Annotated in this window: 10 protein-coding genes; 1 reads left to right on the forward strand and 9 read right to left on the reverse strand. The window is 32.3% G+C overall.

The features are described from left to right. Positions 1-522 precede the first annotated feature (522 nt). Complete coding sequence (locus QA584_RS24715; RefSeq protein WP_278271765.1) at positions 523-2,127, forward strand: CTP synthase; 1,605 nt, start codon at positions 523-525, stop codon at positions 2,125-2,127. Between the two features lie 88 nt (positions 2,128-2,215). Here the strand turns inward: QA584_RS24715 and lspA are convergent, their stop codons facing one another. From lspA to QA584_RS24760, 9 genes are all read right to left on the reverse strand, one after another. After that, entirely contained in the window at positions 2,216-2,662 is a 447-nt protein-coding gene (gene lspA, locus QA584_RS24720; protein ID WP_278271766.1) for a signal peptidase II, read from the reverse strand. A 534-nt stretch (positions 2,663-3,196) separates the two neighbouring features. Continuing rightward, positions 3,197-4,210 carry a glycosyltransferase gene (locus tag QA584_RS24725; protein ID WP_278271767.1) on the reverse strand — a complete coding sequence of 338 codons (1,014 nt, stop codon included), beginning with the start codon at positions 4,208-4,210 and terminating at the stop codon, positions 3,197-3,199. Between the two features lie 111 nt (positions 4,211-4,321). After that, positions 4,322-4,702 (reverse strand): molecular chaperone, encoded by a 381-nt coding sequence (locus QA584_RS24730; protein ID WP_278271768.1) that lies wholly within the window; start codon positions 4,700-4,702, stop codon positions 4,322-4,324. A 1,327-nt stretch (positions 4,703-6,029) separates the two neighbouring features. Further along, positions 6,030-7,214 (reverse strand): glycosyltransferase family protein, encoded by a 1,185-nt coding sequence (locus QA584_RS24735; RefSeq protein WP_278271769.1) that lies wholly within the window; start codon positions 7,212-7,214, stop codon positions 6,030-6,032. A 41-nt stretch (positions 7,215-7,255) separates the two neighbouring features. After that, positions 7,256-9,481, reverse strand: coding sequence for a hypothetical protein (locus tag QA584_RS24740; RefSeq protein WP_278271770.1), 2,226 nt, complete (start codon positions 9,479-9,481; stop codon positions 7,256-7,258). Positions 9,482-9,515: 34 nt separating this feature from the next. Then, positions 9,516-10,613: a non-hydrolyzing UDP-N-acetylglucosamine 2-epimerase gene (gene wecB, locus QA584_RS24745; RefSeq protein WP_278271771.1), complete on the reverse strand. Its 1,098-nt coding sequence runs from the start codon at positions 10,611-10,613 to the stop codon at positions 9,516-9,518. Between the two features lie 41 nt (positions 10,614-10,654). Beyond that, entirely contained in the window at positions 10,655-11,890 is a 1,236-nt protein-coding gene (locus QA584_RS24750) for a methyltransferase domain-containing protein (protein ID WP_278271772.1), read from the reverse strand. Positions 11,891-12,223: 333 nt separating this feature from the next. After that, positions 12,224-13,423: an ATP-grasp domain-containing protein gene (locus QA584_RS24755; RefSeq protein WP_278271773.1), complete on the reverse strand. Its 1,200-nt coding sequence runs from the start codon at positions 13,421-13,423 to the stop codon at positions 12,224-12,226. 18 nt (positions 13,424-13,441) lie between these two features. Next, complete coding sequence (locus tag QA584_RS24760) at positions 13,442-14,101, reverse strand: hypothetical protein (RefSeq protein ID WP_278271774.1); 660 nt, start codon at positions 14,099-14,101, stop codon at positions 13,442-13,444.

Below are 14,101 nucleotides of genomic sequence, written 5' to 3' on the forward strand. Positions count from 1 at the left end.
GTATTTATGCGAAATTCTTATATTGGGGATGAAAAAGAATTTAATAGACACACTTCATTATAATGTTAGTCTAATTATAAATCAATACATATGTCATGAATTTTTTATGCTCTAAATTAAAAAACTATTAACTTTTTTGATTTTTTTAAAAATTCTACTGGATTTCTTGAAGCAATGATAGTATAATAGCATGTGATTGTTTAAAAATGTGCTTGTTAAGCAGCAAGCAATATGAAATGTTAGTATCAAAAACGGCTCTACCCTTATTTCAAACGCCTTAAACCGATGGAATGCACGACTGCCGTCGACTGTTTTTAGGGCTTTTTTCATTATTTACACCCATTGCATATTGCAGGTCGGCCTGCGATACTGCCACAAATAATAAAAGGGTGAAAGAATCCACAAATGGCAACCTTTCTTACTTAAATTTTCTTTCACACTTTAACCTCACAACATCCGTATGATATAAAGTATGCTTGTGTAACAAACAATAAATATTAAAATCGAAGGAGGAATCATAGAATGGGAGTTAAGTATGTATTTGTAACCGGAGGCGTAGTATCAGGTTTAGGAAAAGGTATCACTGCTGCTTCCCTTGGAAGACTGCTGAAAGAACGCGGCTATCATGTAACGATGCAGAAGTTTGATCCTTACATTAATATTGACCCCGGTACCATGAACCCAATACAGCATGGTGAGGTATTCGTGACGGATGATGGTGCAGAAACTGATCTTGATTTAGGTCATTACGAGCGATTTATCGACGAAAGCTTGACAAAACAATCCAACGTTACAACCGGTAAAATATATTGGTCCGTATTATCCAAAGAAAGACGCGGTGACTTTGGCGGCGGAACTGTCCAGGTAATTCCCCATATTACGAATGAAATCAAAAACCGTTTTTACCATAACGAAGGCTGTGAAGATACCCAAATCGCCATTATCGAAGTAGGCGGTACTGTTGGTGACATCGAAAGCCAGCCCTTTCTCGAAGCGATTCGTCAATTCCAGCATGATGTTGGTCCTGAAAACGCAATTCTTATTCACGTAACCTTAATCCCTTATCTAAAAGCTTCCGGTGAAATGAAAACAAAACCTACCCAGGCAAGTGTAAAAGAGCTTCAAGGTATGGGTATCCGCCCGGATATTATTGTATGCAGAACCGAACTCCCCTTAGAACCAGGCATTAAGGAAAAGATTGCACTCTTTTGTAATGTACCCAGCAATCATGTTATCCAGAATCTGGATGTGGAAACCCTATATGAAGCTCCTCTGGCAATGGAAAAAGAACACCTGGCTAATATTGCCTGCGAATGCCTTGACTTAGATTGTCCCACTCCAGACTTAAGCGCATGGGAAAAAATGGTGAAAGCGTTAAAACATCCTGAAAAAGAAGTTACCGTTGCTTTAGTCGGAAAATATACACAGCTTCATGATGCATATATCAGTGTTGTGGAATCTTTAAAACATGGTGCTGTTGCACATAATGCCTCTATTAATATAAAATGGATTCCTTCCGAAACTTTAACCGATGAAAATGCAGCCGGAATTCTTTCTGATGTAAGCGGAATACTAGTTCCCGGCGGATTTGGTGACAGGGGTATCGAAGGTAAGATCTCAGCTATTAAGTATGCCCGTGAAAACAACATACCATTCCTTGGACTTTGCCTTGGAATGCAGTTAGCCATTGTTGAGTTCTCCCGCCATGTGATTGGTTTCTCGGATGCCCACAGTGTGGAACTTGATCCTGGCACTACCCACCCGGTCATTCACCTTATGCCGGAGCAGGATGGTATTGAAGATATCGGTGGTACGTTAAGACTTGGTTCTTATCCTTGTGTACTGGATGAAACCAGCAAGGCCTATGAATTATATGGAGAAAAGACCATTCACGAAAGACACCGTCACCGTTATGAAGTAAATAACTATTACCGTGAAGATTTTATCCGTGGCGGTATTAAGTTATCCGGATTATCTCCTGACGGACGTATTGTGGAGATGATGGAATTAGAAAACCATCCCTGGTTTGTTGCTACTCAGGCTCATCCGGAATTTAAGTCAAGACCCAACAGACCACATCCTTTGTTTAAGGGGTTTGTGGGAGCAGCACTTGAGTATCAAGGGTAGGGTCGTGTGGATTGGTTTTTGCGTAGATTAGTTAGAGGCGGGATTCTTTGAATCCCGCCTCTTTACTGTGTTATTTTATTATTTCCATTTAATCTTTTTTCACCAAAGATACCAATGCCATTAATGCTGAACCCACAAAGATGCAGATATCTGAAATATTAAATACTATCTTTTTTAAGAAACTAAAGCTGAAATAATCAACTACATACCCTCTTTTCAAACGGTCATAAACATTGCTTAACGCTCCTCCTGATACCAGCGACAGACTTAATTTCAGCAAATAATTGCCTTTCTTAGGTAATAATACAGCGAATACTAACAATAGGATACCCAATAAGGTTAAGGTAATTATTTTTACGGTCTGTACATTATTTTCCATAAAATTAAGCATGGCACCTTTATTGTGATACCGTTCAATTATGATTTTGCCTTGCAGAATTTCTTCCTTTTTGTGCATTTCCTTGTTTTCTTCAATATATTTTTTAACTATGAGTTCGGTAATGAATATTGCTGCAACTATCAATATATAGATCATTGAGGTCCTCCTTATTAACTATCTGGATTGTGAATGTTAACAAATCACACGCTTGGTACAAAATACTTACTGAAACCAAATTACAAATTGCATACCATATTTGATATGAATTTTTATCATGATTCTTGTTTGTTATTTGTTATTATAATTATAATGAAAAAAGACAAACTTAGCAATAAGGTTAAGCTTGTATTACAGATATTTTACAACTGATAATTTTACAAATTTCTTAGTAACAAGCGTTTATTATTAAATTATCCCTCTAATAAAGAACTATACTACATATAAATAATAATTTATGCATAATAATTTATACAACTCTTTATGACTGTATCTTATTCTGGCATATGTTAATTAAAAACCATATGACTGAATGGTAATTATCTCGAATTATCTCAAAATCACATATTGGCGTTACTCTAGTATTTCACATATACTTTAATCTAAATGGCATCTCATAACCTATTCTGGTCTCGTAACATTATACTTTTCTCTAAGATTGATTGTGTAATGGCAAAATAAAAACAAAATCATTCATAACGTCCAAGTTTTAGCAAGTTCATAATAAGTATTTGCCTGGTCCTCTATGCCTAATTCTTTATAGCATAGTGCCAGACGTTCTAACGGATAATTCCCGGAGTAATGGATATTCAGATCACTTTCCGTTTCATAAGCAGCATTGTAAAACCATATGGTTGCTTCTTTATAATCCTTTAATCGAAAGTAATATTCGCCTACATCATAGCATACTTCCGCACTTGCTTTATCCAAGGAAATATTTTTTAAAGCGTATTTCATTATCTGCGCCGGTTCCATCTTTATCACCCCGCACCTCACCAGAATACACTGCACCTGCTTTAGCTGCTCCAGTGGTATCGCTTGTTCCGAAAGTTCTTCAAAATAGCATTCCGCTGCTAAAAAATCAGCCTCAGTTCCTGTAATAAACAATTCTCTGGCATACATACTTTGGACTTTTGCCGATAAAACCTTGCCGCTTCCGATTATTTTCTGAAAGATCCCAAAATCTCTTTGTCCGTGGTTGTCTTCCGGAAGATGTATGATCTCAATCTCACTGTTATATATTACCGGCTCCAGGGCTACGGATTCATGGATTGGGTCAATCCAGTAAAAGTTTCTTACTCTTTTATAGAGCTTTGGCCGATATTCCGTATCAAAATTATAAGTAGTGTTATGCTGCAATTGATTGGTATAAAGCATTTGTACAATCTCTATTTCTGGAAGCAGTGATTGTTTTAGCTGCATAAATTTATTCCTGTTTTCCGTATCAATCACTTCATCTGCATCGGCTGCATATATGTATTCCATTGAAGCTTTGGAGAAAGAAAAATTTCTGGCTGATGAAAAATCATCTGCCCATATGTAATCAAATACCTGATCCGTATAAGTGAAAGCGATTTCCTTCGTTCTATCTTTGGAACCGGTATCGATAATTATAATTTCATCTGCAATATCTTTTAGGCTGTCTAAACACCTGGCTAAAATCTTCTCTTCATTTTTTACGATCAGGCATGCACTGATTGTTATCATTTGGGACTCCTTGTGCCATGTTGCTTTGGTATTTTACATTTATCATTAACTTATTATATTCTAATTAACGGTTTAATAAGAAGTGCTTTTAGATTTTAATTAAAAGTGTAATTAGTTAGCTGCGTTGATTTTAACAGAAATCTTAGCTTCAATTGTCTGCAACAAAGGTATAATACCTTTTTCTAAGTTGTCCGCGATTTTTAGATCATCCTGAGCTTGTAAGCCGCTTCCCAACTCTTGTATGGAAGCATTCATTCTTTCCTTATCAAGGGATTCTCCGTTATCATTAATAATATCCATGGTATGATTCAGTACTTGGATGGTCCAATTGATTCCATTAATTATGATACTTAATAGTTCCTTGGTATCTTCCCGTCTTCCTTCCCTAAGCTCTGCAATCATACTTTCTACCGCCGGAATTAACTTCTGATTATATTGGTATAGTTCCTCCAATGCTTCCATCTGCTGTATTTTATACTCTTTTTCACTCATGGTTTTAGTTTTACTGAGATTTGTAAAATCTCTTACTCCTTAATTTGATATTTGAACATTGTTTTGGTAACATAAAAATTGTGAGATATGAATATTGATTTGATTTCGTATCAAATGGTTTCAGAATTTAAACATTTTAATTATGCTTTTTATAATATTAGAAATGTTTTGGGGTTTATAAATATTGGTTTTTTGACATAAATATATTGGGTATTACAAATATTGGTTTTATATCATAAGATGTTTTGGAATTTGTAAACATAGTTTTTGGGTTACATAAAATCTTTTGGGTTTATAAATATTGGTTTCAGAGAAATGTTCTGGTATTATAATTATTGGTCTCCAATAAATGCTTTGGTATTATAAATGATGATTTCTTATAAAATTCTTAGGCATTATAAATAATAATTTCTTATAAAATGCCTTTGTATTATAAATATCGGTTTTTAAAAAATGACTTTTGATAATATAAACATTGTTTGCCGTAACTTACAATGTCCTAGGTATTATTTATATTAGTTACCAGAAATTAAATAATTTAAATACTATTCAAATATAAATTTGCTCTCATGAAAAAATATGTTTTATGAAAACAAAATCACTAGTTTACATATTTGTTATATATTTCCATTCATACTAATTACCCATAAAATCGTATAATAAAGCATGTATATTCTTATACTTCTTAGGTACAAATTCCTATAAATTCAAAGATTCATCTAGTTGACAGGCGCAATTCTTATTGTGTTAAATGTAAATTATTTTAAATTATTTTGTTGAAAAAGACAACAGAAATTATAAATATTTTACGTTTTTATGTCATTTTTTGTATGCACTTTTTACATATAATGCCTTTAAAAATTGTCGTTTTACCAATATTGTATAATACTTTATGTCGTGTTATACTCTTTGTATAGAAATTTTCTATATCTTCTATATCTTGTAATATCTATTTATTCTTTATAAATTGAGTTATTTGTCTTATATTAAAATCTCAATTTTCTTAATTTCTATTTCATGTGATGGAGTTTTTAGAGGGGAGTATGTCTAGAAACTCCTGTCTTGTTTTATTGATGGTTGTTTGCTATAATTTCGCAGCATTGTCATACAATGCTTCTTATAATTTATTCTATATTTTGAGTATATATTGAATTCATCTGTAAAATAACGAGCTTCTTTTATTTAATTAATATAAATCAGACGTAATTCTGGAGTAGACCGCTATAACCTTTTCCCTCTTTGTGTATTTAACTATTAATTGTTTCATATTACAATTAATAAATTTAATACTATTATTAAAATATACCGAATTATAAAATCTATCTTTTTAAGAATTTGAATCTGCTTTTAAATTCACCTCAAATTCTTTTATAATTTGCAATACATCTTTTATTCTATGATGCCATGTATGTTTTTTTAATGCTTCTTCATATCCATTTTGTGCTATAATTTTTGCTTTCTCCGGATTGGATAATAAATCGGTAATTATATTTGGTAAGTTATCTAAGTCTTTTAGTGAATAAATAACGATATTGTTTCCATTAATAAACTTGTCTTCTATATAACCACTGGTATCTGTTAATGATATTGCTCCAGACAACATAGCAGAGGCAATTCTTTCCTGAAATCCTCCCCGGAACCAGGGCATGATATTCAAAGAAATCTTTGTCTGTAATAAACTCTTTAGGGCTTCATCTCCATAACCTTCTCTAATAACCAAATTACTTTTCTTATTACTAGGAAAATTGGTCCAACCATTTCCATGTATATTTAAAATAATATCATTCTCTAAAACAGTTTTAATCATTTTTTCCCTAAAATACTCCCGGACATACTTATCAGCTTTATTTAGCATAATTAGCATATAATGAAACTCAGAATCCGTTCTTTCAAACTCATACTCATCTAGGATTATATTTAAAGCCTCCTCAATGGTAAACTGAGGCTCATATATCATCTTTTCAATTACTTGCAAGGCTATTCTATAATAAACTTCCGGTAAACTTTTCAGATCATTAAGCGTTCTATCCTTATCCCCATAGGTACCGGTAAATAATACATCTATTTTTCTATTCTCATAAGGCAATCCATTCTCCAGATAGCTTCCTGATAACGGTAGAAACTTAACCACACCAATATTTCCATAATATTGTTCAAGGAATTCTTTATGTTTCCGGTCACAGGTAAAGATAATGGTATTCTTATCCGCTTGACATAATCTTTGACTGTGGTAGATTGGGTGATCATATAAAAAGGTACATTTATTAATACTATTCTGCCTAAATATATTATTGTAAAATTCATCCTCCATCATAATACCATTACAGGTAAATACCCAGTCGATTTCGCCACTTGTAGCATAACGAATGAAATCTTCTGTAAAATTATCTTCTTTTGCATCAATTATAATTGTATCTACATTCTCATTCTGCAGACATTTTGCATACTCGTCAATATAAATTCGCATTGCATCGTATTGGGAAATTCCTTTGATAAGAAGGATTCTTTTCATTCAATAACCTCACTTAATAGATTTCCGTTATGTCGGTTTTATTAAAAAAATAATGGATTGTCCTGAATTTTATGTATAATTTCATTCATTGCAGCCGCTGAATCCGTTAATACTTTTTCTCTGGCAATTGCTCTTTCAGCCATCAACTGATAAAAATCCTTATCAGTTATATATCTATGTATTATTTCGGTCATTTCGTCATAATTCTTAACCGTAAAAGGCTTTCCTGCTGCAATTGCAATATCTCCGTAATCTATGGTGACTCCTGGCTTTCCCTCATGAAATGCTTCAATAATCGAAAAACCGCCACCCAAACGCTTTGGATTGACATATAAATTACAAATTTCCATTAATGCTAAGATATCTTCACAATATCCAACAAAAGTTGAATGTTCTTTCAATCCCGGATATTTTTCACAATATAAAGTATAATGTTCAAAATACCCAGCAAAAACAATATGAGTTCCCCATTTAAAGGTAGAAAGAATAGTTTCCATAAACGTATCATCAATTTCCATATCAAGACGTATGCCAACTGTAATTAAAACAAAATCATTCTCTGGAATACCTAGTTCTTTACGGTTAAATATCATCTTTTTAGGCAGCAGCTCAAAGGTAAAGGTACTTTCTATAATGTTATTCCTTGTATAGCCTTTCTCTAAATAGTACTCCCATTCCAGTTCGGATAATGTTTTTCCGATAACTGAGAAAGTTGCCATGGTTGTAGGCAATGTTGAAAAAGCTACACCTATGGAAGCCTCGTGTACAATATTTCCGCATAAGTCGGCTATAATGCTGCCATTTCCAATACTAAAAATAAATTGCGGCTTAAGTTTTTTAATTTTAGTTATTATATTTCTTATACCTTCCAGAGAAGGCATATTATCTCCTGGTTGATAGAAAGGAATTTCACAGTCTTTGTACTGATATTTATTAATTTCACTATACTCATCCATCACATTTCCCAATGTTGATTTATATAATGGCAGCATACCTCTGCTGGTAAGTTGTTCTCTGGTGTTAATGAGTATGATATTTTTACCCAAAAGTTTGGATAAAGTATAGCACCTTTCCAGGGTTGTCCTAGTAGGGGCATGTCTTTCTGATAGGAACTGTATGGTAAATATAGCTATGGTATCTTTATTTCTTTCCTCTAGTGGTATTAGCTTTAATTCATTTACTAATTGAGATTTGAATTCATCATACGCCTTTTGGTATAGCTCTTTCATCAGAGTTTCGGTATTCGTATCACTGTTGGCTCTATTCGTAAGCATATATCTTTTGGCTTGATTCCATAAGTAGAAACGATTCTCACAGGATAGTACATTACTCTCAATTGCATATTCTATAAAACGGTTCAAATAAAATGGCTTTTTTGTTATCTGCAATAAGAAAGATGTTAGTAATAGCGCACGCAGGATATCTTTTCCTGTATGACTTAAGGAAATATCATCTAATATACAGCAGGTCATATTGTAGACGTAAGTATGGTAGCCTTCCATTTCTTTTTCTAATGTCTCTAGTAACTCATAGGTCTCTACCATGGATTGATAATTGAAATGTTCTGTAAGAGTGAGAAGTTTTGCTATGGTAGTTTCGTTATAGGAATAAGCATACTTTATCAAGGAAAATTTGGGATATTTACAATTATCAATAGTCGGTAAATTCGACCATATGTTATTGATGCTCTTAGAAATATATTTATTGATAACTACATACTTTTCTGTTATTAATGGTTCAAAGAAATAATATCTATCCTTTATGTAATATATTTTTTTCACTTTTTCAATTATACAACTAAAATTATCATCATCCATACTATGGTCTATAAATGAGTTTAGCTCCACTATTTTACATATATAGTTATTTATAATGAATTGGGGTGTATTAGTATAAATTTTTTTATAAAAGTCTTCAGCATCAGTTATTCTTAAATCCAATATAACCTGTAAGTTACCCTTAAATGGATAATTTTCGGCTTGATCTTGATAAAAGTATATAAAGCGGTCAAATATCTGATGATAGACCCTATATACATACTGGGTCAGATTACACATATTTGAAAAAAATGTGTATCTATCCTCTTTTAGATTCTCTTCTCTAATAGTATCAAGATTATACATTATATCACTTGGGTCTCCCTCCTGCAGGATAACGTCTAAATAAAGAAATATCTGATAACCTGCTTCATCAAGCTTTGCAATATATTCTTCTAATTCTCCTGAATAGTTCTCTTGTTTGTCTATATAACATATTATTTTATTCATTTTTATACTCCACTTTGGCTTGTTACATATACCATTAGCATTCAGTCAATAAAAAATCTACGATTTTTTTACTGGCCGTCCCATCTCCATATGGGTTAACTGCTTTATTCATTTTATTATACTCAGCCAGATTATCTAGCAACAATTTACAATTAGCGTAAATATTCTCTTTTTCTATACCAACTAATTTTAAAGTTCCAGCATCTACACCTTCTGGTCGTTCAGTCGTATCTCTCATGACTAATACTGGAATACCGAGTGCTGGCGCTTCCTCTTGAATTCCACCACTATCTGTTAATATCAAATAGCTTCTAGCCATAAAATTATGAAAATCTATAACGTCTAATGGCTCAATGATATGTATTCGGTCAATTCCATTGAACACGCTCTCAGCTATTTCACGAACAACAGGATTCATATGTATTGGATAAATAACTTTAACATCCGGATATTCCTCGATAATGGATCTTATAGCTGTAAACATGCCCTCCATAGGTTTACCGATATTCTCTCTGCGATGGGCAGTAATCAATATTAATCTACAATTGTTACACCATTGTAATTCTGGATGATTGTAATCTACCCGGACTGTAAATTTTAATGCATCTATAGCTGTATTTCCTGTTACATATATAGTATCTTTGTCCTTACCCTCCTTAATAAGATTAGCTTTCGCATGGATTGTAGGAGCAAAATTATAATTCGCAATAATACCAACAGCTTGTCTGTTAAATTCCTCTGGGTAAGGTGAGTAGATATTATAAGTGCGTAATCCCGCTTCTACGTGTCCAATTTTTATGTTAAGATAAAAACAAGCAAGTGATGCGGCAAAGGTTGTAGTTGTATCTCCATGAACTAATACTATATCGGGTTGTTCCTTAATTAGTACTTCTTTAATCTTCGATAGTATACTAATTGTAACATCAAATAAAGTTTGGTGTTCTTTCATGATATCAAGATTATACTCAGGTAAAACATGAAAAATATCTAGCACTTGTTTCAACATTTCCTTATGTTGCCCTGTAACGCTAACGGTAACCTTAACACCATTTCTTTTCTTTAGCTCATTAACTATTGGACACATTTTTATTGCTTCTGGACGTGTCCCGAATACAAGCATTATATGTTTCATAATGAATCCTCTTTCTGTAGATGGATATCAATAGTAATAGATTAAAATACAGTATTTTTAAAATTCATCATGTGAATATAATCTTCACAGAATTTCGTTTTAGAAAAGACTTGCATAATATTGGACAAGGTGTGCCCTAAATATTTACTATCATCTGTTTCTTTATAATCAATATCTTTTAACTTTTTAATGGATATATAGATACATCCAGTGATATTTCTTAAGCTTTTTGAAACAAATCTCTCTTCTTTTGTTACCGTAATCTCTGCATAATCTTTTAGCTTTTTAGTAACATTAATATAACCATCATTATTCCAAATAAGCAATTCACTTTTATCATTACTATCTAAATTCCATTGGTGTAAGTCTTTATAATTCTGATTTACTGCTTCCCGAATTGTATGCATCATTGAAATGATTCCATCTACCTTAAGAACCTGTAAACATGACACAATACTTTTTACAGGGTCAAAGCAGTGATCTAATGCATTATCAATAAGTATTATATCAGCATAATTATTAGGATAAAAGGCATCTAGGTATTCAAAAAGCCCAAATTGCACTATTTTATCATTCAATTTCTTTTTATCCAATGCAATCTTATTAATTTCGTTATACTGATGAGCTAAAGGATCAACTGCAACTAATTTAATTTTACCTGTTGCCGTTAAATTACCGTATTGTGAACAAAGCCCACACCCTACATCCATTATAATACTATTGTCACATACCCGGTCATCCAGATGTTTACAATCAAAAATCTTGTTACTACTTCTATCATCGATATATGAATCATGATATCTACCTGAATCTTGAGCCACATCTTGAATCCAAAACTTTACTTCTGCTAGTAGATTTTGTGCCCATTGTTCAATCGCATTAATCGGATTAATGACATATGCTTCAGGCAAACCAGGAAAACTATAGTTAGCGTACATATCTTCAATTACATTAGAATAACAGTATATGCAATTTCCATTGAATTCCTTTTCAATTTGCAATGCTATTTCATCATAATGAGAGGATGCTATAATTATTATATATTCACTTTCATGTCCAGTTATTTCTTCTTTAAGCGAATAAAATGTAGAAATAGTAATATTATCAATAATGGTTTTACCAGACATCTCATGATTATTATCTACACACATGCATAAGCTTAATCCCATCTTTCGTATAAAATTTATACATCTTAATCCTGATTTGTTTCCTCCAAAAACGATTAATTTCTTGCTACTTATCAAGTTTTCTAAATCTAATAGTATGATTTTATCCATATATATCTCCTGCTCTATGTTATTAACTATGTTATTTACTTTGCTCTATAAAATTCAGTAACTTGATAAAATCCTTAGCCTGGATGATCTTTTGTATTTTATCTAGATTTTGTACAGCTGGGTATGTATTGTTTCTAAACCATATACATGTACATCGAATTGATCTCAGTTTTATCCCAAGATAATTTTCAACTTCTTTTCTAGAAGTAATAAATCCCTTTATTAAAATATTGATTAACCATAACATCATCAGAATAATATGACCAACTAATGGATAATACCAAAAAGACATCTGTTGGTTAAACGGAAAAAGATAAAATATATTTAAGCGTGTTACCTAACATTTATTTTAATAAACTCATCCATATGGTCCATTCTATAACACATTTCATCTATACTTTTATGCCTAATAATCATAGCACCAATGCCAAAACCTGCATTATCAAATTTTTTAACTGGATTACCTTTTTCAATAAAAAGTTCCTCCCTTATAATATCCTTCTCAACTTCAGGATCTAATAGCATTTCAGAGTAATATCCACTGTTCTTACTGTGCACAATATAAGATGATATAAATTTCACCGCTTCTTTTTGATACAACCTAGAACAGTCCAAACCTAAAGCCGCTTTTATTGTATATTCTGCCAAATCTATCTCATTGCTTTCTTTAATAACGTCAGTAATTAAATTTCCACCATTTCTAGGACCTATTTCTAGAATGCAAACACGTCCGTCCTTATTAACTATAAAATCTAAATTAATTGCTCCCATCTTCATGTCTAGTGATGTAATTAATCTCTGTATTTCATTAATTGCTTTTTCCTTTAAACATTCATTTAGAATTGATGGATAGCTCTCGCCTATTGGGACTAAAGGATTACATTTTACATCAAAATGCTCATTCATTAAGCCAGTAAACTTTAATTTACCATTAACTATAAATCCATCACCCGCCACTTGATATCCATCTCTTTCCATAAATCCTTCTATTATAACAAAACCCGCATTTGAGTACGTAGTCGCTAATTCAAAAGCTTTTTTAAAATCACTATTTTCATATACCTTACTTACACCTTTACTGCCTGATGCATCCACCGGCTTTATCATTACCGGTTTATCTAAAGAAATAAAGAAATCATAAGCTTCTTTCTCATCCTCACTCTTAAAACTTTTTCCTTCTGGCACATAAAAATCGTTTCTTTTAAGAAAATCACGAAACATATCTTTTCTTGTCATTAGTAGCACAGATTCATATGGATTTGTTGGCAATCCCATTTTTTCGGCTACATAGGCTGCTGTAGGTGCAGATGCATCGGACGCATATGACACAATACCATCAATTCCTAATTTTTCTGCTAATTTTAGAATATTATCCTTATCTGTTGTGCTAACATTACAATATTCATCCGCAATTTTATGAGCAGGATTCTCTGGCAAATAATCTACGCTTATAACATGACACCCTAGCTCTTTGGCAGCCTTTGTTGCCGTCATCTGAAAATAATTACCTCCAAGTAACATGATTTTTTTCATATTCTATCACCTCTTACTTTAGATTAAGTCAATACTTTTCTTTTCTTTTAGAACTTTACTTTTTTCAGGTACTATTACATCATACTCACTTGGAGTTTTTCTTAAATATGCTCCTGCACCAAGAAGTACATATGATGGAACATATAATTCATTTTTTACAGTAGCGTTTGCTCCAAAAAAACAATTATTTTCGACATGAACATAACCAGTTATAACAGAGTTTCCACCAAAAAAATTAAAGTTTCCTACGGTGTCATTATGACTAATCGTAGCACCTGCAAAAAATAAATTACCATTTCCTATTTCACAAAAGGGTTCCACTACTGCTCCAGCCAAAAAAATATTTCCAAAACCCATTTTAACATCGTCAGCAATAACAGCAGAAGAATGTTTAAAATTTACAATTGTATATCCTTTTTTTATACATGTCCCATATATTCGTTCTCTTACTGCATTCATCTTTGAATATCCAATACAGAGAGATATTACATAACTAGTAGGTGAATATATATTCTCTACTGATTCCAAAGGTACAACTGGAAGGTCTTTATGGATTTTTTCAGTGATATAGTTTTCTTCTACAGTATAGGCCACCACTTTTCTTCCCGCATCTTTTTCCCAATAATATCGCATTAAATCTGCAAAATTGTTATTTCCTACAATAATAATTTCTTTCAT

Source organism: Anaerocolumna sp. AGMB13025 (assembly GCF_029689925.1).
Taxonomy (GTDB): domain Bacteria; phylum Bacillota; class Clostridia; order Lachnospirales; family Lachnospiraceae; genus Anaerocolumna.

What these genes read in the sequence shown, in the direction of transcription:
- QA584_RS24740 (WP_278271770.1), bottom strand. Translation starts at nt 9,481, where the DNA reads ATGAATAAAATAATATGTTATATAGACAAACAAGAGAACTATTCAGGA.
- QA584_RS24715 (WP_278271765.1), top strand. Translation starts at nt 523, where the DNA reads ATGGGAGTTAAGTATGTATTTGTAACCGGAGGCGTAGTATCAGGTTTA.
- QA584_RS24760 (WP_278271774.1), bottom strand. Translation starts at nt 14,101, where the DNA reads ATGAAAGAAATTATTATTGTAGGAAATAACAATTTTGCAGATTTAATG.
- QA584_RS24730 (WP_278271768.1), bottom strand. Translation starts at nt 4,702, where the DNA reads ATGAGTGAAAAAGAGTATAAAATACAGCAGATGGAAGCATTGGAGGAA.
- wecB (WP_278271771.1), bottom strand. Translation starts at nt 10,613, where the DNA reads ATGAAACATATAATGCTTGTATTCGGGACACGTCCAGAAGCAATAAAA.
- QA584_RS24750 (WP_278271772.1), bottom strand. Translation starts at nt 11,890, where the DNA reads ATGGATAAAATCATACTATTAGATTTAGAAAACTTGATAAGTAGCAAG.
- QA584_RS24735 (WP_278271769.1), bottom strand. Translation starts at nt 7,214, where the DNA reads ATGAAAAGAATCCTTCTTATCAAAGGAATTTCCCAATACGATGCAATG.
- lspA (WP_278271766.1), bottom strand. Translation starts at nt 2,662, where the DNA reads ATGATCTATATATTGATAGTTGCAGCAATATTCATTACCGAACTCATA.
- QA584_RS24755 (WP_278271773.1), bottom strand. Translation starts at nt 13,423, where the DNA reads ATGAAAAAAATCATGTTACTTGGAGGTAATTATTTTCAGATGACGGCA.
- QA584_RS24725 (WP_278271767.1), bottom strand. Translation starts at nt 4,210, where the DNA reads ATGATAACAATCAGTGCATGCCTGATCGTAAAAAATGAAGAGAAGATT.